At 51.9% G+C, this 22,076-nt stretch carries 22 protein-coding genes and 2 pseudogenes; 7 read left to right on the forward strand and 17 right to left on the reverse strand.

Annotated features, from left to right (window positions below; translation table 11 throughout):
* Positions 1 to 245: 245 nt before the first annotated feature.
* From treC to treR, 3 genes are all read right to left on the reverse strand, one after another.
* Positions 246 to 1,898, reverse strand: a complete 1,653-nt coding sequence (gene treC, locus HV477_RS07165) for an alpha,alpha-phosphotrehalase (RefSeq protein ID WP_079898733.1) — start codon at positions 1,896 to 1,898, stop codon at positions 246 to 248.
* A 49-nt stretch (positions 1,899 to 1,947) separates the two neighbouring features.
* Positions 1,948 to 3,366 (reverse strand): PTS trehalose transporter subunit IIBC, encoded by a 1,419-nt coding sequence (gene treB, locus HV477_RS07170; protein WP_023226982.1) that lies wholly within the window; start codon positions 3,364 to 3,366, stop codon positions 1,948 to 1,950.
* Positions 3,367 to 3,503: 137 nt separating this feature from the next.
* Positions 3,504 to 4,451, reverse strand: coding sequence for a trehalose operon repressor TreR (gene treR / locus HV477_RS07175; RefSeq protein WP_001181297.1), 948 nt, complete (start codon positions 4,449 to 4,451; stop codon positions 3,504 to 3,506).
* Between the two features lie 189 nt (positions 4,452 to 4,640).
* Between treR and mgtL the strand changes: the two genes are divergently transcribed.
* Together mgtL and mgtA are read left to right on the forward strand one after the other, a co-directional pair.
* Positions 4,641 to 4,694, forward strand: coding sequence for a mgtA regulatory leader peptide MgtL (gene mgtL / locus HV477_RS28975; RefSeq protein WP_099374030.1), 54 nt, complete (start codon positions 4,641 to 4,643; stop codon positions 4,692 to 4,694).
* Positions 4,695 to 4,834: 140 nt separating this feature from the next.
* Positions 4,835 to 7,543: a magnesium-translocating P-type ATPase gene (gene mgtA / locus HV477_RS07185; protein WP_079898732.1), complete on the forward strand. Its 2,709-nt coding sequence runs from the start codon at positions 4,835 to 4,837 to the stop codon at positions 7,541 to 7,543.
* Positions 7,544 to 7,658: 115 nt separating this feature from the next.
* Here mgtA and HV477_RS07190 read toward each other — a convergent pair whose 3' ends face one another.
* The 5 genes from HV477_RS07190 to pyrL form a co-directional block, all read right to left on the reverse strand.
* On the reverse strand, positions 7,659 to 8,105 hold the full coding sequence (locus HV477_RS07190; RefSeq protein ID WP_079898731.1) for a transposase: 447 nt from the start codon (positions 8,103 to 8,105) through the stop codon (positions 7,659 to 7,661).
* Positions 8,106 to 8,179: 74 nt separating this feature from the next.
* Positions 8,180 to 8,566 carry a 2-iminobutanoate/2-iminopropanoate deaminase gene (gene ridA, locus HV477_RS07195; protein ID WP_000047544.1) on the reverse strand — a complete coding sequence of 129 codons (387 nt, stop codon included), beginning with the start codon at positions 8,564 to 8,566 and terminating at the stop codon, positions 8,180 to 8,182.
* A gap of 76 nt (positions 8,567 to 8,642) precedes the next feature.
* Positions 8,643 to 9,104: an aspartate carbamoyltransferase regulatory subunit gene (gene pyrI / locus HV477_RS07200; protein ID WP_017465841.1), complete on the reverse strand. Its 462-nt coding sequence runs from the start codon at positions 9,102 to 9,104 to the stop codon at positions 8,643 to 8,645.
* Positions 9,105 to 9,116: 12 nt separating this feature from the next.
* Positions 9,117 to 10,052, reverse strand: coding sequence for an aspartate carbamoyltransferase (pyrB, locus tag HV477_RS07205; RefSeq protein ID WP_000013055.1), 936 nt, complete (start codon positions 10,050 to 10,052; stop codon positions 9,117 to 9,119).
* A gap of 35 nt (positions 10,053 to 10,087) precedes the next feature.
* On the reverse strand, positions 10,088 to 10,189 hold the full coding sequence (gene pyrL / locus HV477_RS07210) for a pyr operon leader peptide (RefSeq protein ID WP_000249504.1): 102 nt from the start codon (positions 10,187 to 10,189) through the stop codon (positions 10,088 to 10,090).
* Between pyrL and HV477_RS07215 the strand changes: the two are divergent.
* A pseudogene (locus HV477_RS07215) lies at positions 10,169 to 10,310 on the forward strand (hypothetical protein). The gene pyrL and the pseudogene HV477_RS07215 overlap by 21 nt on opposite strands.
* Here HV477_RS07215 and HV477_RS07220 read toward each other — a convergent pair.
* The 5 genes from HV477_RS07220 to arcA all read right to left on the reverse strand — a co-directional run bounded on the left by HV477_RS07220 (position 10,280) and on the right by arcA (position 15,693).
* Complete coding sequence (locus HV477_RS07220; protein WP_000666051.1) at positions 10,280 to 10,768, reverse strand: arginine repressor; 489 nt, start codon at positions 10,766 to 10,768, stop codon at positions 10,280 to 10,282. The pseudogene HV477_RS07215 and the gene HV477_RS07220 sit on opposite strands and share 31 nt — an antisense overlap.
* Positions 10,769 to 10,954: 186 nt before the next feature.
* On the reverse strand, positions 10,955 to 12,358 hold the full coding sequence (locus HV477_RS07225; RefSeq protein WP_079898730.1) for a YfcC family protein: 1,404 nt from the start codon (positions 12,356 to 12,358) through the stop codon (positions 10,955 to 10,957).
* 55 nt (positions 12,359 to 12,413) lie between these two features.
* Positions 12,414 to 13,418, reverse strand: coding sequence for an ornithine carbamoyltransferase (argF, locus tag HV477_RS07230; protein WP_000237031.1), 1,005 nt, complete (start codon positions 13,416 to 13,418; stop codon positions 12,414 to 12,416).
* 111 nt (positions 13,419 to 13,529) lie between these two features.
* A complete protein-coding gene (arcC, locus tag HV477_RS07235; RefSeq protein WP_079898729.1) occupies positions 13,530 to 14,462 on the reverse strand; it encodes a carbamate kinase in 933 nt (310 codons plus the stop codon).
* Positions 14,463 to 14,472: 10 nt separating this feature from the next.
* Positions 14,473 to 15,693: an arginine deiminase gene (gene arcA, locus HV477_RS07240; protein WP_000410842.1), complete on the reverse strand. Its 1,221-nt coding sequence runs from the start codon at positions 15,691 to 15,693 to the stop codon at positions 14,473 to 14,475.
* A gap of 675 nt (positions 15,694 to 16,368) precedes the next feature.
* Between arcA and HV477_RS07245 the strand changes: the two genes are divergently transcribed.
* A complete protein-coding gene (locus tag HV477_RS07245) occupies positions 16,369 to 16,821 on the forward strand; it encodes a YhcH/YjgK/YiaL family protein (RefSeq protein ID WP_000583455.1) in 453 nt (150 codons plus the stop codon).
* 73 nt (positions 16,822 to 16,894) lie between these two features.
* On the opposite strand, the gene argF (HV477_RS07250) is transcribed toward HV477_RS07245, so the two are convergent.
* Complete coding sequence (gene argF, locus HV477_RS07250; protein ID WP_000103041.1) at positions 16,895 to 17,899, reverse strand: ornithine carbamoyltransferase; 1,005 nt, start codon at positions 17,897 to 17,899, stop codon at positions 16,895 to 16,897.
* Positions 17,869 to 18,048 carry a hypothetical protein gene (locus HV477_RS28980; RefSeq protein WP_371045364.1) on the reverse strand — a complete coding sequence of 60 codons (180 nt, stop codon included), beginning with the start codon at positions 18,046 to 18,048 and terminating at the stop codon, positions 17,869 to 17,871. The genes argF (HV477_RS07250) and HV477_RS28980 overlap by 31 nt, the downstream gene beginning before the upstream one ends.
* A gap of 16 nt (positions 18,049 to 18,064) precedes the next feature.
* Between HV477_RS28980 and rraB the strand changes: the two genes are divergently transcribed.
* On the forward strand, positions 18,065 to 18,481 hold the full coding sequence (rraB, locus tag HV477_RS07255; RefSeq protein ID WP_000002940.1) for a ribonuclease E inhibitor RraB: 417 nt from the start codon (positions 18,065 to 18,067) through the stop codon (positions 18,479 to 18,481).
* A gap of 11 nt (positions 18,482 to 18,492) precedes the next feature.
* A pseudogene (miaE, locus tag HV477_RS07260) lies at positions 18,493 to 19,304 on the forward strand (tRNA isopentenyl-2-thiomethyl-A-37 hydroxylase MiaE).
* Between the two features lie 233 nt (positions 19,305 to 19,537).
* Here miaE and HV477_RS07265 read toward each other — a convergent pair.
* Complete coding sequence (locus HV477_RS07265; RefSeq protein ID WP_000826193.1) at positions 19,538 to 20,026, reverse strand: DUF3617 domain-containing protein; 489 nt, start codon at positions 20,024 to 20,026, stop codon at positions 19,538 to 19,540.
* A 106-nt stretch (positions 20,027 to 20,132) separates the two neighbouring features.
* A complete protein-coding gene (locus tag HV477_RS07270) occupies positions 20,133 to 20,636 on the reverse strand; it encodes a GNAT family N-acetyltransferase (RefSeq protein ID WP_001519079.1) in 504 nt (167 codons plus the stop codon).
* Between the two features lie 194 nt (positions 20,637 to 20,830).
* On the opposite strand from HV477_RS07270, the gene HV477_RS07275 reads away from it, so the two are divergent.
* Positions 20,831 to 22,018, forward strand: a complete 1,188-nt coding sequence (locus HV477_RS07275) for a YjgN family protein (RefSeq protein WP_001066968.1) — start codon at positions 20,831 to 20,833, stop codon at positions 22,016 to 22,018.
* Positions 22,019 to 22,076: the final 58 nt, after the last annotated feature.

The raw sequence follows: 22,076 nt of genomic DNA on the forward strand, positions 1-22,076 counted from the left end.
ACAACATATTGGGTCGGCGTGCATTTTAAAGTCTATATGTAGTGATTTGCATCAAGGATGTTTGCAATTTTATTGATGTAGAACAAGGTAAAAATCAGAGCGTACAGATGGCGGGCGCTGTAGCGTTTGTAAAAGATAGCAAGAAAAATCTGATTAATTATTCAACAAAAACAGACAGTAACCTGGAGCAACGCCACAGCCCGTGTCAATAGGTTTGTGGCGTTTATCCGTATAAGGACGTCGCGCTAGCGTTGTAACCACCAGATGGCTTCAAATGGGCGGAGCGTCATCGCGGCTGGCTGGCTGGCGACCTCGCCATAATTGTGCAGTAGCGCCTGCCACTGTCCTTTGATATGCGGCGGATGCCACTCCTGACACTGGTCGCTCAGATTGGCGACGACCAGCAGGGTTTGCCCCTGCCACTGGCGGCGATAACACCATACTGATGGGCTATCCGGGAGGAGATCCTGATAATCGCCCCAGATCAGTACAGGCTGGGTTTTACGCAGCGCAATCAGCTTTTGATAGGTGTAAAACACCGAGTTTTCATCGCGTAATGCTGCCGCGACGTTAACCTCCGCATAGTTATCGCACAGGCTTATCCACGGCTCGCCCTGGGTGAAACCGGCGTTTTTACCGTTGTCCCACTGCATCGGCGTGCGGCTGTTGTCGCGGGATTTACTGGCCAGAATAGCCAGCAGTTCGTCGGGGTCGCGCCCGGCGGCGCGTAGCGCGGCAAACATATTATGACTTTCCACGTCGCGATAATCGGTGATGCGGGTAAAGTGTGGGTTGGTCATGCCGATTTCTTCGCCCTGATAGATATAAGGCGTCCCTTGCATACCGTGCAGCGCCATCGCCAGCATTTTCGCGGCTGGAATCCGGTATTCACCCTCGTCGCCAAAGCGGGAAACGATGCGCGGCTGATCGTGATTACACCAGAATAACGCGTTCCAGGCGACGTTATGCATCCCCTGTTGCCAGTGGCGGAACAACGCTTTCAGCGCCACATAATCAGGTTTTGCCAGCGTCCACTTTTCGCCATTGGGGTAATCCACCTTCAGATGATGAAAATTGAAGGTCATCGAGAGTTCGTCGCCGCTAAGCGCGGCATATTGCTGGCAGTTTTCCAGCGTGGTAGAGGACATTTCGCCTACCGTCATCAGATTACGCGGCGTAAAAACGTCACGGTTCATTTCGCGTAAAAACGTATGCGCGCGCGGCCCGTCGGTATAAAAGCGGCGTCCGTCGCCCGTCGGATCGTCAGGAAAATCCTGATCTTTGGCGATCAGGTTCACCACGTCCAGACGCAGGCCATCCACGCCGCGATCGGCCCAGAATTCGCAGACCTTTTTCAGCTCGGCGCGCACGGCGGGGTTTTCCCAGTTCAGGTCGGCCTGTTCAGGCGCGAAAAGGTGTAAATAGTATTGTTCGCTTTGGCTATGCCAGCGCCAGGCGCTGCCGCCAAATTTGGATTGCCAGTTATTCGGGCAGACATCCGGCGTGCCGTCGCGCCAGATGTAAAACTGACGGTATGGGCTCTCTTTGTTCAGCGCTTCGCGAAACCAGGCGTGCTGGGTAGAAGTATGGTTAAACACCATATCCAGGATGATACGAATACCGCGTGCTTTCGCCTGCGCGACCAGCTCGTCAAAATCATCCAGCGTGCCGTAGGTCGGGTCGATGGCCGTATAATTTGCGACGTCATAACCGTTATCCACCTGCGGCGAGATATAAAACGGCGTGAGCCAGATGGCATCTACGCCGAGTCGCTGTAGATAGCCAAGGTGCTGCGTGACGCCGCGTAAATCGCCGGTGCCGCTGCCGGTCGTGTCCTGAAAACTTTTCGGGTAGATCTGATAGATAACGCCGTTTTGCCACCAGTGGGGAATAGTCATTGTTGTTTCCTGCAAGTGCGTTGGGACGCAACTGCGCCCCGAAGAAGTATTAGACAATTTGTAATGTGCCCTGACGATGCTTACGCTGATAGATAAAGGTGGTCAGAATCACCGGGATAACGATCGCGATAACCATCGCCATCGCAAACACCTGCCAGTAAGTCGGCTGGATAGAGAGAATGCCCGGCAGGCCGCCAACGCCGATGCCGTTTGCCATTACGCCATTCAGACCACAGAGCAGACCGGCAAGGCCAGAGCCGATCATCGCGCACAGCATCGGGAAGCGATATTTGATGTTGATGCCGTACATTGCCGGTTCGGTCACCCCCAGATAGGCGGAGATCGCCGCCGGAACGGAAATTTCACGTTCATTGTGTTTACGGCTGGAGATGATAATGCCCACCACGGCGGAGGCTTGCGCGATATTCGACAGCGCAATCAGCGGCCAGACTGGCGTACCGCCCATGCTCTGAACCATCTGCATATCGATAGCGAGCGTGGTCTGGTGGACGCCGGTAATGACCAACGGGGCATACAGGAAGCCGAACAGCGCCGCGCCTATCGGGGCGAAACTGCCGGTCATCAGATAACGTACCGCAAAGGCTACGCCGTCGCCGATCATGCGACCAAAGGGGCCGATAAAGGCGTGGGCGAGAAAGACGGCCAGTATCAACGAACACACCGGGACGACGACCAGGTAGAGATAATCCGGCACGATGCGTTTCAACCGCGTTTCAATAAATCCAAGCGCCAGTCCTGCCAGTAGCGCCGGGATAACCTGCGCCTGGTAGCCTATTTTCTCAATACTAAATACGCCGAAGTTCCAGACGTCCGGCGTTTGCTGGCCCAGCAGATACGCATTCATCAACTGCGGCGACACCAGCGTCACGCCGAGCACGATACCAAGAATCGGCGTGCCGCCCATTTTTTTCACCGCCGACCAGCAGATTCCCACCGGCAGATAGAAAAAGATCGCTTCGCCGATCAACCATAAAAAATCATAAAGCGTTTTTAGCGCCGGATGCATCTGCGCCAGCGTTTGACCGTGGCTCATCGGCACATCGCCGATCACGTTACGAAAGCCTAAGATCAAACCGCCGCTGATCAATGCCGGTAGTAGCGGAAAGAAGATCTCCGCGAAGTGGGAAATTAGCTGCTCATGCCATTTCATGTTCTGGCGAGCGGCTTTTTTTGCCTGCTCTTTATCAGCATACGCTTTGCCGGTGGTCTCCAGCAGCGCGTTATAGTAATCGCCAACGTCGGTGCCGATCACCACCTGAAACTGCCCGGCGTTGGTGAAACAGCCTTTAACCATCGGCAATTGTTCGATCTCTTTTGGTCGGGCGTTCGCGGGCTGGTGGAGCACAAAGCGCAGGCGAGTAATGCAGTGGCTCACCGTGGCGATGTTGTCGCGCCCGCCAACCAGGTCAATCAGCCGGTCGATATCGGCTTGTTTTACTTTGCTCATTGTAAAGCCTCATGGCAGAGGAGGTAAGTTATGGGTTGGCGCAAGAGTAGCTCTTCAACGTTGGTTTAAAAATGGGAACGTTCCCGAAACACGGCGAAGATCACAAATTACTCGTGGTATTCCGTTTAATCAGTCACTCAGGCGAGGGTAGAAGGAATGACGATCCGGCGCGGATCGCAGCGGCCATTGATCTGTTCGATCAGCTGCGAAGCCGCCTGCCGTCCGGCTTCAGCATAGCCAGGATCGACAGTGACGATCTCCGGGTGCAGGAATTTTATCAGCGGCGTGTTCCCGACGCTTGCCAGTTGCAGCGTTTCAATACGTTGCTCCTGTAAATACTTGCTGGCGCCCAACGCCAGCGTATCGGTAGCGCAGACTAACGCGGTGGTATCCGGCATGATGACGCTTGCCGTATGCTCATAACCCTGCTTCATGGCAAGACCGGGCAGGGCGGCGACGGGATGAAGTTTATGTTTTTTGCAAAACGCCAGGTATGCGTCATGCCGACGTTTGCCGGTGGTAATATCGCTATGGGGAACGCCCAGAAAGCTAATGTTGCGGTGTCCTTGCTCATACAGCCGCTGCATAAGGATATGAATCGCGCCCTCGTCGTCGTAACAGACGGAGGCAAAACCTTGCGCATCTCTTGCCAGCAGCACCAGCGAGGCTTTCCAGGGGGCGATCAACTCTTCTGTGATGCCGGTAAAGCCAAACAGCACCACGCCATCAATGTTACGTCGTCTGAGCATGCCCAGATGTTCCATTACCAGCGTCGGCGAGAACTGACTTTCCATCATAATAGGGTCGTAGCCCTGTTCGTAAAACGCAGGCAGCATGGTCTGAACCGCGAGGTTTTCAGACAACGAATCAAGGCGAGTGACGATAATAGCGACCACTTTATCACTTTGTCCCCGCATCGCGCGGGCGGAGCGGGACGGAGAGAAACCGTGTTGATTCATCACCGCTTCGACACGCTCGCGGGTACGTTCGCTTACGCCGCTTTCATTGTTAAGCACGCGGGAAACGGTTGATTTCCCTACGCCGCTCAGGCGGGCGATGTCTTTGATAGTGAGCCGGTTTTGCATCCTGTTTTCCCGTGGCGTGACGCTGATGGTGATAAAAAGAGTAACTTTACTCAAGCGAAGGGCAATGGGCAAAGTCTGGTTTATCGTTGGTTTAATTACGTAACGGTATGATACCGCCATAATTGCCACAAAACTTATGGATTTATGCGTATAATCCGCGGCGCAAATTATTTACTTACCGGAGGCGACATGGACCCTGAACCCACCCCTCTCCCGCGATGGAGAATTTTCCTTTTCCGGTAAGCCTGCCTCTGCTGTCTTACCGGTGTGTAAGACAGTGACACAATAACGTCCCTGTTTTTATTTAAACATTGCTCATCGGGCAAGGCTTTGCCGCGCCTGAAGAATTTTCTGCGCCTGACTTCGGCGCGGAGGGATTACCTATGCTAAAAACCATTACCCGCCAGCTTTTTGCCCGGCTTAATCGTCATTTGCCTTATCGTCTGGTTCACCGCGATCCGCTGCCCGGCGCGCAGACCGCGGTAAATGCGACTATCCCGCCTTCGCTGAGCGAGCGCTGTCTGAAAGTCGCGGCAATGGAGCAGGAGACGCTCTGGCGCGTTTTTGATACGCACCCGGAGGGATTAAACGTCGCCGAGGTGACGCGCGCGCGTGAAAAGCATGGCGAAAACCGCCTTCCGGCACAGAAACCCTCGCCATGGTGGGTGCATCTGTGGGTATGTTATCGCAATCCTTTCAACATCTTACTTACGATTCTTGGCGGCATTTCTTATGCCACGGAGGATCTGTTTGCCGCAGGCGTTATCGCCCTGATGGTCGGTATCTCAACGCTGCTGAATTTTGTGCAGGAAGCGCGCTCGACGAAAGCGGCGGACGCGCTAAAAGCGATGGTGAGCAATACCGCTACCGTACTGCGGGTTATTAATGAAAATGGCGAAAACGCCTGGCTGGAGTTACCCATCGATCAACTGGTGCCCGGCGATATTATTAAACTGGCGGCGGGGGATATGATCCCGGCGGATTTACGGATTATCCAGGCGCGCGATCTGTTTGTCGCCCAGGCGTCGCTGACCGGCGAATCTCTGCCGGTCGAGAAAGTCGCCACGACGCGTGAGCCCCGGCAAAATAACCCGCTTGAGTGCGACACGCTGTGCTTTATGGGGACAAATGTCGTGAGCGGAACGGCGCAGGCCGTGGTGATGGCGACCGGCGCCGACACCTGGTTTGGTCAATTGGCGGGGCGCGTGTCGGAACAAGATAACGAGCAGAACGCTTTCCAGAAAGGAATTAGCCGCGTCAGTATGTTGCTGATCCGCTTTATGCTGGTCATGGCGCCGGTAGTACTGATTATTAATGGTTATACGAAAGGTGACTGGTGGGAAGCGGCGCTATTTGCGCTCTCGGTCGCGGTAGGACTCACCCCGGAAATGTTGCCGATGATCGTCACCTCTACCCTCGCGCGCGGGGCGGTGAAGCTCTCGAAACAGAAAGTTATCGTGAAGCACCTTGACGCGATTCAGAACTTCGGCGCGATGGATATTCTGTGTACCGATAAAACCGGCACTCTGACGCAGGACAAAATTGTGCTGGAAAATCATACGGATATTTCTGGTAAGCCCAGCGAGCATGTACTGCATTGCGCCTGGCTGAACAGCCATTATCAGACCGGTCTAAAAAATTTACTGGATACGGCAGTCCTGGAGGGAGTAGACGAAACCGCCGCGCGTCAGCTCTCCGGACGCTGGCAGAAAATCGATGAGATTCCGTTTGATTTTGAGCGTCGCCGGATGTCAGTGGTGGTCGCCGAAGATTCGAACGTGCATCAACTGGTTTGCAAAGGCGCGCTACAGGAGATCCTGAACGTGTGTACTCAGGTGCGCCACAACGGCGATATTGTGCCGCTGGACGACAATATGCTGCGCCGGGTGAAACGCGTTACCGACACGCTGAACCGTCAGGGGCTACGCGTGGTCGCCGTCGCGACCAAATACCTGCCTGCGCGTGAGGGCGATTACCAACGTATCGATGAGTCTGACCTGATCCTGGAAGGGTATATTGCTTTTCTCGATCCGCCGAAAGAGACCACCGCGCCGGCGCTGAAAGCGCTGAAGGCGAGCGGAATTACGGTGAAAATTCTCACCGGCGACAGCGAGCTGGTAGCGGCGAAAGTTTGCCATGAAGTTGGGCTGGATGCGGGCGATGTCATTATTGGCAGTGATATTGAAGGGTTAAGCGACGACGCGCTGGCGGCGCTGGCCGCCCGTACGACGTTGTTTGCGCGTCTGACGCCGATGCATAAAGAGCGCATCGTCACTTTGCTCAAACGCGAGGGGCATGTGGTCGGTTTTATGGGCGACGGGATTAACGATGCCCCGGCATTGCGGGCAGCGGATATTGGTATCTCGGTAGATGGCGCGGTGGACATCGCCCGTGAAGCGGCCGATATTATCCTGCTGGAAAAGAGCCTGATGGTGCTGGAAGAAGGCGTCATTGAAGGTCGTCGTACTTTTTCTAATATGTTGAAATATATCAAGATGACGGCCAGCTCAAATTTCGGTAACGTGTTTAGCGTGCTGGTAGCGAGCGCCTTTTTGCCGTTCCTGCCAATGCTGCCGCTGCACTTGCTGATTCAAAACCTGCTGTACGATGTATCCCAGGTGGCGATTCCGTTTGATAATGTCGATGAAGAACAAATTCAAAAGCCGCAGCGCTGGAATCCGGCGGATTTGGGGCGCTTTATGGTCTTTTTCGGTCCGATCAGCTCGATTTTCGACATTTTGACCTTTTGTCTGATGTGGTGGGTATTTCATGCGAATACGCCAGAAACGCAAACCTTGTTCCAGTCCGGCTGGTTTGTGGTGGGATTACTATCGCAAACGCTGATTGTGCATATGATCCGTACCCGTCGTCTGCCGTTTATTCAAAGTCGCGCCGCCTGGCCGCTGATGGCGATGACGTTGTTGGTGATGGTCGTGGGAGTTTCGTTGCCGTTTTCGCCGCTGGCGTCTTACCTGCAGTTGCAGGCGCTGCCGTTAAGCTATTTCCCGTGGCTGATTGCTATTCTGGCGGGCTATATGACGTTAACCCAGTTGGTGAAAGGTTTTTACAGCCGACGTTATGGCTGGCAGTAAACACTTTCGTCGGGGATTCGCCAGCGTGCTTAATCCCCGATATCGCTAACCAAACCAGATGCCCGTAAAGCTCGACAAGTTTTACGCGATCGGCTTTATCTTTAAATTTCAGGGCTTATTCAAGCAACTGTAGAATGCTATATGCAGGCATAAAAAAGAGGAATGTCCAGCTAAGTTTGTAAAATACATTCTCTGCTCCCGAGCCAGAACGAGAGGAGGAGATGTCCCACCGCCGGATATGTTTTGCAGATATGCGACGAAAGCGGCGAATATAGCTAACGCAATAAACTAAGTAAGGAGGAATCGCTAAGGCGCCAGTGGGTTTAGGAAACATAAGGGTAAGCAATATGGCTGCGACAATGAAGCATAAAAAGACTATCTTCGCGGTAGATTCTATCTGTTTTAATTCCTGGCGTATGCTTTCAGCATGTTTCTCCTGCCAGCGACGGAGCGTGCTGTTGCTAAATCCATATTCTTCGCACAACGCCTTATTCGGTACGCCGTTTTTCGACTGTTGCAGAAAATCGGCTATTTGTTCCTCGGTAAAACGCGATCTTACCATTGCCGCCTCTCCATGGCTGTTGGTGCCCCGAACCGGGCAAACTTGCGCCGCCCGGCGGGGATAACGTCCGGCGCTTAGCGACGAACAGCGATCGCTTCAATCTCAATTTTCACGTCTTTCGGCAGACGGGCAACTTCCACGCAGGAACGCGCCGGGAAGGTGGCGTTGTGCTCGGTGAAGAAGGCTTCGTAGGTGGCGTTGACGGTCGCGAAATCGTTCAGGTCTTTCACGAAGACGGTCGTTTTCACAATGTCGCCTACTTTCAGGCCAGCGGCTTCCACGATAGCTTTAACATTTTCCAGCGACTGACGTGCCTGAGCGGATACGTCTTCCGCTACGGCACCGGTTTTCGGATCGACCGGGATCTGACCGGAAGTGATTACCATGCTACCCAGGTCAACGCCCTGTACGTATGGGCCGATTGCTGCTGGTGCATTTTCCGTCGCAATAGTTTTGCTCATGATTTCTCCTGAATTACAGCGGTAATAGAATGTCCCCGCTCATTATAGGGAGCCGGGATCTCATAACCAACCCCCATTAGTTGGCCAGCACCACATTATGCGAAAACTCTTTTTCACAGTATTTGCATTTGAGGGCGATATCATTGGCGCGTTTTTTCACTGCAAAGCTGGAGGATACCGGTTCCGCGTGGCTGATGCAGTTGCTGTTCGGGCAAACCAGCACATTATTAATACGCTCTGGCAGGCTGGGGCGTGATTTCCCGACTACGTCGTAGTTGTCGATGCGGTTAACGGTGGCCTGCGGCGCGTACAGAGCAAGTTGGTTAACCTGCTCTTCGGTGAGAAAGGTGTTTTCTATTTTGATTAAGTCTTTACGCCCCATCTCGCCAGACGGGAGATTCAGACCGATAGTGATTCGCTGATCGGTCTCGGTCAATTTAAACAGACTCAGCAGTTTAAAGCCTACCTGCGCAGGGATATGGTCAATCACGGTGCCGCATTTAATGGCTTCAACCTGCAGTTTGTTATCGTGTGTCATCGTTTTTCTCCCTTACAGACTCAGTTCGCTATTCAGTACTAACGCCAGTAACGCCTGGCGAGCGAAAATACCGTTGCCCGCCTGTTGGAAGTACCAGGCGTGTGGCGTTTTATCCACATCCGTGGTGATTTCATCAATCCGCGGCAGCGGGTGCAGCACTTTCATATTTTCACGCGCGCCGTTCAGGTCGCTGGCGCGCAGAACAAACTGCGCCTTCACATTGGCGTACTCCGACGGGTCGAGACGCTCTTTCTGTACGCGAGTCATATAGAGGATGTCGACGTCGGCCATGACCTCTTCAATAGAACCATGCAGGCTCCAGGCCATCCCTTTTTCATCAAGCATATCCAGAATGTACTGCGGCATCGCCAGCGCGTCCGGCGCGATAAAATAAAAACGGTTGCCGCTAAATTTCGCCAGCGCCTGGGTTAGCGAATGCACGGTGCGGCCATATTTCAGATCGCCGACCATCGCGATATGCAGGTTATCCAGACGGCCCTGCGTTTCCTGGATGGTGAACAGATCCAACAGGGTCTGCGTCGGATGCTGGTTCGAACCGTCGCCCGCATTGAGCACCGGCACCTGACCGGAAAACTCCGTCGCCAGACGTGCCGCGCCTTCTTGCGGATGGCGCATCACAATCGCGTCCACGTAAGTGCTAATCACTGAGATCGTGTCGGCTAACGTTTCTCCTTTTTTCCCCAGCGACGTGTTGGCGCTGTCGGAGAAGCCCACTACGCTGGCGCCCAGGCGATGCATTGAGGTTTCAAACGACAGGCGGGTACGCGTGGAGGCTTCGAAAAAGCAGCTGGCGATCACTTTATGTTTCAATAGCTCCGGCTGCGGGTTGGCTTTTAATTTCGCCGCCGTGGCCAGTACCAGATTAAGATCGTCGCGGCTGAGGTCGTTTATGGAAATGATATGTTTTTGATATAGCGGGTTAGCCATGTTTATCTCCTGACGCCTGGGCAAAAAAAAGCCCCTCAATTGAGGGGCTTGGTATTGGTTTTCAACGGAAAGAAAAACGGCAGGCCTGCGTCCTTTTTCAGACGCGGTAAGACAGAATGTCGTACACACTGAACCATGCTTCCTCCCGGCAAATTGTCCGCGATTATACTCAGCTCTGTTTGGGGATCAAGCGAATTAATGCATGATTTACTCATCGCAAACGGTTCTTATGAATTTAAATTCATTTTAAGCAAATAATTAATTTGTTTGTGTACCAGCGCCGTACGCTGAACGACCCGTGGTGCGACCCAGACAATACTGCTACCGGCAACGACGCCGAGAATTTCCGGCAATGCGTGGTAATCCAGAATTCTCGCGACGGCGCGACCATAACCTGCCGCCGTATGGATAAGGATAAATTCGCTATTATGTTCAACGCTGACGACCATTTCAGCTATTGAACGTCCGGCATCCGGCGAAGGACGCCGCTGGGGATTTACGGAATAAATCTTTTGTCCCTTCGTATTTCTGATTTTTATTGCGCCCAGCAGCTTGAGCAGGCGCGAAACCGTAGACTGGCTGATACCTTCAAATCCCTCATTTTGTAAATCGCGGCGAATCTCCTCCTGGGACAGGTAACTTTTTTCACTAATCAGGCGCTGACAAACCGCCAGTTGCTGTTGTTCTTTGGCGGAGTAATCATCGTATTCCTTCATAAATGCACCTTATCTTTATTATTAATATCAACGGACTGGCGAAATTCATCACATTTGTCACATCGATTGCGGATCAATCGGGCGGTTTTGCAGGAAAATGAGAAGCCGATCAAAAAAGGTGACGGCGTGCCTGATGGCGCTGTGCTTATCAGTCCTGTCGGATAAGACGCGTCGCCATCTGGCTCGTTACATCATCGCTCCGATGCTCAGTACCGCCATATTCAGCAATGTCAGGATCAGCAACAGCGGCGCGACCCATTTCAGATAGCGGATATAGGGAACCCGCGCGATTGCCAGACCGCCCATGACCACGGCGGAGGTGGGAGTAACCAGGTTCACAATCCCGGAGGCCGACTGGTAGGCGGTTACGACCAAATCCCGCTGTACGTGGGCAAAATCCGCTAACGGCGCCATAATGGGCATCGTCAATACGGCAAGACCGGAAGAGGAGGGCACCAGGAAGGAGAGCAATACTTCCAGCCAGTAGGTTACGTTTATGAAAATAGTGGTAGAGAGGCCGGAAACCAGACTTTCCGCGCTGTGCAAAATGGTGTGGGTAATCATACCGTTATCCATGACCACCACAATGCCGCGCGCGATACCAATAATTAGCGCCACGCCGAGCAAATCCCGCGCGCCGTCGATAAAGGTACTGGTAAACGCTTCCTCACCCATCCGCGTTATCACGCCAACGATAATCGCCGCCGCCAGAAAGACGCCGGAGATTTCCGCCATCCACCAGCCGAGAACCGCCACGCCGTAAATCATCACCGCGAAAGAGGCGGCGAAGATCAGCAGCACCCATTTCCGGGTAGCCGTAAACTCCAGCAGTGTATTGGCGCGATTGCCGAGAAAATGAGCGCGATTTTCCTCCATTTTATCCGCCACGATAGAAAGCTCAGGATGGGCGCGGACTTTGCGCGCATAGCGCATTACCCAAAACACGCACAGTACGTAGCCGACAATTAACAGCAGTACGCGCATCAGCATTCCCTGAGTAAAAGGGATGCCGGCGGCGTTGGCGGCAATGACCGTGGCGAAAGGGTTAATGGTCGAACCGAGCGTGCCTATCCCTGCGCCGAGCAGTACGGTTGCCGCCGCCACTAACGGATCGAAGCGGGCCGCCATCATGACCGGTACCAGCAGCGTGTAGAAGGGCAACGACTCCTCCGCCATGCCATAAATAGTGCCGCCTGCGGCGAACAGCGCCATCAGAATGGGGATCATCCACTCATCTTTGCCGTTGAGTTTGATAGTTACCCGTTCAATACCGGCATCAATCGCCCCCGTTTTATTCACCACCCCCAGAAAGCCGCCGATAATCAAGACAAACAGCGCGACGTCAATGGCGCCGGCGGTGTAGGTTTCGTGGTTATAGAGGCCGTCAATCGGCGCCAGTAAAACAGCGGTAATCCCTTGCGGATGCGCGTCCACGGGGGCATACGTTCCCGCCACCGGCACCTCTTTTCCCAGCGTGGCGTTCATCGCCATTTGGTATTTTCCCGCCGGCACAATCCAGGTCATCACCGCGACCAGGGCAATAAGAATAAACAGGATGGTATAAGCGGTGGGAAATTTAAATTTACCCATGATGTTCTCTCCTGATATCACGGATATGCGCCGCGAGGGCGCATATCCTGTGGGATTAGTCGCCGAGCGTCGCCACCATGACTGCTTTGATGGTGTGCATCCGGTTTTCCGCTTCATCGAAGACTATCGAGCCTGCGGACTCGAACACCTCTTCCGTGACCTCCAGTCCTTTCAGGCCGTAAGCCATTTCGATTTCGCGTCCCACTTTGGTGTGCTCGTTATGGAAGGCGGGTAGGCAGTGCATAAACTTCACATCTGGATTACCGGTAGCGTTTACCACCTGCTGGTTGACCTGATATGGCGTCATCAGACTGACGCGCTCCGCCCAGGCTTCTTTGGGTTCTCCCATCGAGACCCAGACGTCGGTATAGAGGAAATCCACACCGTGAACGCCGTCTTCAACGCTCTCCGTTAAGGTGATACGAGCGCCGGTAACGCTGGCGATTTCCCGGCACTGCGCGACCAGCGCGGCATCAGGCCAGAAGGACTTTGGCGCTATCAGACGGATATCCATGCCCATCTTCGCCGCGCCCACCATCAGCGAATTGCCCATGTTGTTGCGCGCGTCGCCCAGGTAGGCGAAGCTCAGTTCCGGCAGCGTTTTGCCCGGCGCATGTTCCAGCATGGTCATCAGATCGGCCAGGATCTGTGTGGGGTGAAATTCATCGGTCAGGCCGTTCCAGACGGGAACGCCCGCGTATTCCCCCAGCTCTTCCACAATGTGTTGACCAAATCCGCGATATTCGATGCCGTCATACATCCGCCCCAGGACGCGAGCAGTATCTTTCATGGACTCTTTATGGCCGATCTGCGAGCCGCTTGGGCCGAGATAAGTCACCTGCGCGCCCTGGTCGAACGCGGCGACTTCAAACGCGCATCGGGTGCGGGTAGAGGTTTTTTCAAAAATCAGCGCGATGTTTTTGCCGATCAGCGTTTGCTTTTCGCATCCGGCTTTTTTTGCGGCTTTCAGCTCAATAGCCAGATCGATGAGGTGTTGGATTTCCGCCGGGGTGTAGTCAAGCAGCTTCAAAAAGTTACGATTTTTCAGTGAAATAACCATTACAATATCCTTGTTAAAATGAATTGCCTGATGGCGCTGCGCTTATCCGGCCCACGGTTATGCGCGCTCTGTAGGCCGAATAAGGCGGAAGCCGCCATCCGGTAAAAAGCCTTATGCGTCAACGTCGGCGGTTTCACACCGAATCAAAGTGCCTTTCTCGCCCGCGAGAATGGCTTGCCCATCCGCCAGCGAGCCGATTCCGGCAATGCCGCGGCAATGGCTGACAAACTCAGCGCAGGCGGTCACTTTCGGGCCCATCGAACCGGCGTCGAACTGCATTTCACGAAGCAGCTCCGGCGTAACCTGCGCCAGCGGGCGTTGGGTGGGCTTGCCCCAGTCGAGATACACCGCGTCGGCATCGGTCAGAATGAGCAGCGCGTCGGCGTGAATTTGGCTGGCAAGTAGGGCGGCGGACAGATCTTTGTCGATCACCGCCTCGATACCGTGGTAGCCATCGGCTTTTTCCACGACCGGCACGCCGCCGCCGCCGTTACAGATAACCAGGTGATCGCGGTTAATCAGCGCGCGGATGGCATCGTTTTCCACAATGCGTTTCGGCTGCGGGGAGGGCACAACGCGGCGGAAGGCGTTACCGTCGGCTTTGAATACCCAGCCCTTTTCTGCCTGTAACGCACGGGCCTGCGCTTCGTCGTAAATCGGTCCGATATATTTGGTTGGATTGAGGAATGCCGGGTCGTTGGCATCGACTTCGACCTGGGTGAGCAGGACGCTGATTTCGCGCTCCGGCAGATGATTCTTCAGCGCCTGTTGCAGCATGTAGCCAATCATGCCCTGGCTTTCCGCACCGAGAATATCGAGCGGGTAGGGCGTAACGTTAGCGTAGGCGCTATTTTGTAGCGCCAGCAGTCCTACCTGTGGGCCGTTGCCGTGCACTAACACCACGCGCCATTGCCGCGTAAGCTGGGCGATGGTTCTGGCCGCCAGTTCGATATTTTTACGCTGAATATCAGCCTCCAGCGGTTCGCCGCGTTTGAGCAGCGCATTGCCGCCCAGCGCGACGACCAGTGTGCGTTTGTTTTCCATAACGTCTCCTTTAAATACCATCGCGTTCCAGTGGACAGCTCATGCAGCGTGCGCCTCCGCGCCCGCGACCCAGTTCATCGCCGGGAATGGGAAGGACGGTAATGCCGGCTTTGTCGTATTTTTCGTTGGTCCAGATGTTGCGCTCATAGCCCACCACCACGCCGGGACGCAGGGTGAGCACGTTATTGGCGTCATTCCACTGTTCGCGCTCAGCTTCAAATGCGTCGCCGCCAGTGGTGATTAAGCGCACCTGATCGATGCCAAGCGCTTTTTCAAGAGCATGAACCAGCGTGCTCTCCTGGGTTCGTTTCAGACCGCCGCGTCCGTCTGGCGTCAGCGTCCAGCACTGAACGTCCGGGCGAACGACCTCCGGATAGACGGAGAAGGTGTCGATATCAATGTGGGTCATGACGGTGTCAAGGTGCATGCAGGAGCGATGTTTTGGCAGTTCAACGGCAATGACGTGTTCCGCCTGACGATGTTTAAACAATGCCTGCGCCAGGAACTCGACGCCCTGCGGCGTAGTACGTTCAGACATACCGATCAACACCGCGCCGCGGCCAATCACCAGCACATCGCCGCCCTCTAAAGTGGCGTGGTCGTAATTAATGTCCTCGTCGCCGAAATATTTAATGAAATCACCGCCTGCGAATTGAGGATGCCAGCGATAAATAGCACGTAAATTATTCGTTTCACGTTGGCGTGCAGGTTTCGCCATGGGGTTAATTGAGACGCCGTTATATATCCAGCAGGACGTGTCACGGGTAAATAGGTGATTCGGTAATGGCTTCATAATAAAGTCATTAATATCGTGAGTATCGACCACCATATTTTTTATGGAGGCGGGAATTTCGCCGTAAGTTAAACCGCCGCTTAAATGGCGAGCCAGTTCACGGTGCGGCATATCCGCCAGCCAGGCGCGAATATCTGCGGCAAAGGTGGGCCCAAGGCGATAATCGGAAATTTGCGTATCCAGTAGCCAGGCTTTAGCGTCAGCCACATCCAGCGTTTGGGTGAGCAGGTCGGTTAACAGCAACACTTCTATCCCTTGCTGGCGCAGCGTGTTGGCAAAAATGTCATGCTCTTCGCCAGCGCGCTCTACGGATAATACATCGTCAAAAAGTAATTCCTGACAATTTGAAGGGGTAAGTCTTTTTAGGCTGAGATTGGGCCGATGCAACATTACGCTGCGTAATTGACCGATTTCAGAACCGACAAAATGCTTTTCCATCATTATACCTTTTACATAATTTCAAGAATAAAGAAGGAGTGGCTGCAAATATTTAGCGTGCTTGCAGTCGCGGCGTTTCAGTTAAATTCGGGAGCAATGATTGAATTTTATTTGGGTTGTTAATGTGATGAGATTCACATCAATCAAGGAGTGCTATTTTTCTTACTTAATATATGAGCCGGGTCAGAGAAATTCAAAAAACAATAAGGCATTAAATGAATTACTACGCAGCTATATGGTTTGTTATTTTTTTATTGTTAATTATTTGTTTGTTGTATTGAATGATATTTAAATCTTAACTCATTGAAAATAAAATGATTATTTTTAATGGTTGCATAACTATGCGTGAGGGGGATTTTATTATCGGGGATATTTAAATAATTTAAAAATAACTATGGATATAGAAGTCATTTATGCAGGGAGAGCGAATTGTGATCGCTAAAACGTTTTTATGTTAACGCCTTTAATATCAAAGCGTTGTTAGTGATGGCAATTTGGCGCCGCTGGGGTTTATGCATAGGTACTGCATAAAGTTGGGCGAACTATTAACAATATATAAACACCGCTGGCGATAAACATGCGCTGGCGCAAAATCGATGAGAGTAAGGGTAGTATGGCAGCCATTTTTCTCGTATAAAGAGAAAAATAAAACGCTGTTTTAACTAAGGGGATGCGATGATTATTGGCAATATTGAACATCTGGAGGCCTGGCTGCCGACGGCGTTACGGCAGGCGATTGAGCACGTCAATGCGCATGTCACGGCAACGACCGCGCCAGGTAAGTATGACATTGACGGCGACAGGCTGTTTTATATGATTTCTGAAAATATGACGGAGCCGGGCGAATCGCGCAGCGCAGAGTATCACGCCCGTTATCTTGATATTCAGATTGTGCTACAAGGTCAGGAAGGGATGGCATTCAGTACCCGGCCTGCGGGAACGCCGCACACGGACTGGCTGGCGGATAAAGACATTGCATTTTTACCGACGAGCGTCGACGAGAAAACCGTCGTCCTGAACGAAGGCGACTTTGTGGTGTTTTATCCCGGCGAAGTGCATAAGCCCCTGTGCGCGGTGGGAGAACCGGCGCGGGTACGTAAAGCGGTTGTGAAAATGCTGATGGCGTAATATTTTGTGCCGGATGGCGGCGCCTGCACGTTGCGATCTTGTAGGCCAACCGCCATCCGGCATCATCACGACATTATTTAGACAGCGTCGCTACCATTACTGCTTTGATGGTATGCATTCGGTTTTCCGCTTCATCAAAGACAATGCTGGCCGCAGACTCAAAAACCTCGTCGGTCACTTCCATCCCGCCATGTAAACCGTACTCTTCGGCCATTTTTTTGCCGAGCGTGGTTTCGTCATCATGGAACGCAGGCAGACAATGCAGGAACTTAACCTGCGGATTGCCGGTTAACGCCATCATCTGGCTGTTGACCTGATAATCACGCAGCAGGGCAATACGCTCCGCCCATTTCTCTTTGGGTTCGCCCATAGAGACCCAAACATCGGTATAGATAAAATCCGCGCCTTTTACGCCTGAGGCGATATCTTCGGTCAGGGTGATGGCGCCGCCGTTCTTTTTCGCCATGGCGCTGCACTCCGCCACTAACGCGGCTTGCGGCCAGCAGGCTTTTGGCGCGACCAGACGGAGATCCAATCCTGTTAACGCGGCGGCTTCCAGCATGGAGTTACCCATGTTATTACGCGCGTCTCCGGCATAGACCAACGTCATCTCGTTAAAGGCTTTACCCGGCAGATGTTCCTGCATGGTGAGCAGATCCGCCAGTAATTGCGTTGGGTGATACTCATCGGTTAAACCGTTCCATACCGGCACACCGGAATATTCAGCCAGCGTTTCGACGATCTCCTGGCCATATCCTCGATACTGAATACCGTCAAACATCCGGCCCAGGACGCGGGCAGTATCTTTGATGGACTCTTTATGGCCGATCTGGCTCCCGCTGGAACCCAGGTACGTCACGCGCGCCCCCTGATCGTATGCGGCAACTTCGAAAGAGCATCGTGTCCGGGTCGAGTCTTTTTCGAAGATGAGCGCAATATTCTTACCCACCAGCTTTTGTTCTTCTTTACCGTTTTTCTTATCGGCTTTCAGTTTGGCGGCAAGCTGCAACAGAGCAGTGAGCTCGCTGGCGGTGAAATCAAGTAACTTTAAAAAAGGTTTTTGGTAAAACGTAGACATACTTCCCTCACATGGCTTAGGCCTCTCATTGAATTAAAATTCACTTTATATGGATGATTATTCATTTGCAACCCTGTTTGATAAAACTTTTCTCGATAAGGTGGAGGCAACGTCGGCGGTATGTGACAATAAGAGTATCGGCAGGACATCTATGAGGAACGAGCTATGGCAAACCCGGAATTACTGGAAGAGCAGCGTGAAGAAACGCGGTTAATTATTGAAGAGTTACTTGAGGATGGCAGCGATCCGGATGCGCTGTACACTATCGAGCATCACCTTTCCGCTGACGATTTCGAAACGTTGGAAAAAGCCGCGGTAGAAGCCTTTAAACTCGGCTATGAAGTGACGGAGCCGGAAGAGCTGGAAGTGGAAGAGGGCGATACGGTTATTTGTTGCGACATCCTCAGCGAGTGCGCGTTGAACGCCGAACTCATCGACGCTCAGGTTGAGCAACTGATGAACCTGGCGGAAAAATATGATGTCGAATACGACGGCTGGGGAACCTATTTCGAAGACCCTAATGGCGAAGAGGGTGACGACGACGATTATGTCGATGAAGATGACGACGGCGTGCGTCACTAAAGCTGCATAGTATGACGGTACGGCAGCGTCTGCTGTCGTATTTTTTTACAGGTTACGTATGAATTACCCGCAAATACTCTCTCCGGTGCTTAATTTCCTGCATTGCCCGACGCCGCAGGCGTGGATTGTCCAGGCCCGCGATCCGCAAAATCTTCCTCTTCTGCTTACCGATCACTTGATCTGCGAACTGAAGGCTGCGCAAACCGCGTTGCTGTTGGTGCGTAAATATGTCGCCGATAAATCGGGCGCTGACGCGCTGCTCGCCTGGCTGCAACCTTACGAGGCGTTCGCGTTTCGTCAGGGGCCGGAGCCGGATTTTGTTGCCCTGCATAAACAGATTAGCAAAAGCGCCATGCCGCAAACTGATGACCCTTGGGGTCGTCAGCTTATCGACCGTATGGTGTTATTGATTAAAGAGGAGTTGCACCATTTTTGGCAGGTACGCGAGGTCATGCAGGCCAGAAACATTCCTTATGTGAAAATCACCGCCAGCCGCTACGCGAAAGGAATGTTGAAAGCGGTACGCACGCACGAACCGCTCACCTTAATTGATAAGCTGATTTGCGGGGCGTATATCGAAGCCCGCTCCTGCGAACGTTTTGCCGCTCTGGCGCCCTGGCTGGATGAGGATTTACAGACGTTTTATCTCTCGCTTCTGCGCTCCGAAGCGCGGCATTATCAGGATTACCTGGCGCTGGCGCAGCAGATTTCCGCCGAGGACATTTCTGCGCGCGTGCGCTATTTTGGCGAGGTGGAAGCTGACCTTATCTTGTCGCCAGACCGCGAGTTTCGTTTTCATAGCGGCGTGCCAGTCGCCGGATAAAGGGTAAAATTAAAGATTAGCGTTTTTATCTTTTACGCTGTCGCCACCTGCGTGGTCATCCGCCCGGCATCAAACTGCTGGCGAGCAGGAAAAGTCATTTTCATGATATTCTGTCCTGAGTAAAGCCTGCCCTGCGGCAGGCAAAAAGAACTCACTCAGTGTTATATTCCCGAAAGGTGACCGTGAACAATGCCCTTTTTGCATCATCACTACGGGTTCTTGTGTTGAAATACTTACTGTTTCACGCCTTTTGACGCTTCAGAGCAGGTCTTGCCAACAAAGGTTTGTTTAATTTTGTTGATGGAGGTTGTTTTATTACCTCCTGCATCGACATCCGATTTCATGGTCATCGCAAATTCTGTATCGCTTATTTTCGTCGTTTCTACAATAGAGTGCGATTTGACATCAGGATTATTACAGACAGTCTCATTGATCAGTTTGGTATCCGTACTTTCTACAAATGTTGTCGTGCAACCGCCTGCACTGGTAGAAAAACCCTTCACCATTTTTTTAGAATCTTCAGACATTTTAGGGGTATAACACATAAGCGTCGCTATGCCCGAATTTTTTTCATCCATTAATACTTCTTTTGTATCTGGATTGATGGTGCGCATTTCTATATTTTCCATTTTCCATTCGCCGGGCTGTATATCTAATGCATATACATTAGATATACTAATAAACATAGCGGGGAAAACAATTGCTGATAATAGGCGTTTCATTTATAACTTCCTTGAATAATAAGTGATTCCCGGATAACAGGATGTTTCCGGGATTACTTATATCAGCAAAAATAATACCTGGCGAGGATAAATAAACGCCTGGCTTTCAGAGATCCTTTAACATCCTCACTTCGCAATCGACATGTCCGGTGCAGCCGAGCGGTTCGCTAATATGTTCAAATCCTAAACGTTCGTATAGCGCAATCGCCTCGCGTAAAAAAGCCGTTGTTTCCAGATAGCAGCGTTTAAAACCCTGTTCACGGGCATGATCCAGCGCCATCAGCGCCAGCTTTTTCGCCAGCCCCTGGCCACGAATCACCGGTAAAAAATACATTTTTTGCAGTTCACAAATGTCTGGTTCGCTACAGGATAACGGCGCCACGCCGCCGCCGCCCACCACACAACCGTTTTGCTCTACCACCCAGTAGGCCGCGCCCGGTTGGCTATAAACCTGATACAGTTCATCCAGATTGGGGTCGGCAACGGTATAACCTTTATCGGCGGTAAGTCCGTATTCCGCTGAAACCTGACGGATGACACGGGCAATAGCGGCATTGTCGGCGGTAGTGATTCGGCGCACCGTGAGCGTTGGCGAGGCGACATTATTCATAATATGGCTCAATTTTTAAAATTTATTTATAGATTACTTTAATACCACCGTCTTGAGTTACGCGCAAGGAGATCCTGAATCAGACAAAATAAAAGGCGGAAAAATTAAACAAAAATAGTATCGTAGTCAAATCAGTAACAATTTACTGGTTTTTATTATTAATTCTAATAGATTGTAATTCAGGGATATGATTCATGAATAACGTTATCAGTAGTAAAGATAACCATAATCACACGTTGGTGTTTACAGGCAAGGGCGGAAAGTATTTTGTTATTTGCCTTGTGAATTTCTTGTTGACGTGTATCACGTTTGGAATCTATGCGCCGTGGGCGATGGTGAAATGTCGACGTTATATTTATACTAATATGACGCTAAACAATCAGCCTTTTGCTTACAAAGCCACGGGCGGCGCATTATTTATTAGTGTGTTGTTAGTTTTTATTATTTATATTGTTAGCCTCTCTCTTATTGAACACGGTCATCCCGGTCTCGGTTTTACGCTATTCGGCTTATTAATTGCGATTATTCCTTTTATGGCGGTGAAAGGATTACAGTATCAGGCGATGATGACTTCGCTTAATGGCGTACATTTTGGATTCCAGTGTTCCATGCGGCGCGCCTGGTGGTACATGTTCGCTCTCCCGGTACTCCTGATGGTGGCGCTTTATATTGTTCTTTATATTATCTCACTGGTAACCATCGCCGTCGGCGGTTTAGTGTTCAATATCGTTTTTCTCGGTTTGCTGGCTATTATTGGGATAGGGGTCATTAACGGTATTACCTACAGCAAATGGATGACCTTGTTTGGCAATGGCGCAAACTTTGGCATTCATCGTTTCTCGATTCAGGTTAATGTTAAAACGTGCATCAGAGGGTGCGTGTTGGCAATGTTGACCCTTTTCCCTTTTGCTGTCGTGATTGGTTATCTAATCGCGCCGGTGTTCACCGACATGATTCTTTTGAGTATGATGGGGAATGCGCAGGCAGGAGGGGCGCTTATTCTGCAATATTATGGCCAGATAATGGCATGTTATTTCCTCTATTTTCTCGCGATTATTGTGGTAACCAGTTACTTATATGTGGCGTTACGCAACCTGTTTTTAAACAATTTGTCACTGGCGAACGATTCGATTCGTTTTCATTCCTCTGTCACTGCACACGGTATGCTGTGGCGGTTACTGGTGGTGTTTGTGATTTCCGGCGTGACCTTAGGGCTGGCTTATCCGTGGTTGAAAATTTGGCTGGTGAGCTGGCTGGCGCAGAATACACAGGTCCAGGGCGATCTGGATTCGCTTGAGTTAACCAATGATGAGAAGCCGCTGGAAAACAGCCCGCTAATGTGGATTTCTCGTGGCATTATGCCTTACTTCCCGTTTATCTGATGTAAAAAGGCCGACGTTTACGTCGGCCCATAATTCATGTTGTCGGATGGCGGCGTGA

The sequence above is a fragment of the Salmonella sp. SG203 genome, assembly GCF_013350575.1.
GTDB classification, from domain to species: Bacteria; Pseudomonadota; Gammaproteobacteria; order Enterobacterales; family Enterobacteriaceae; genus Salmonella; species Salmonella enterica.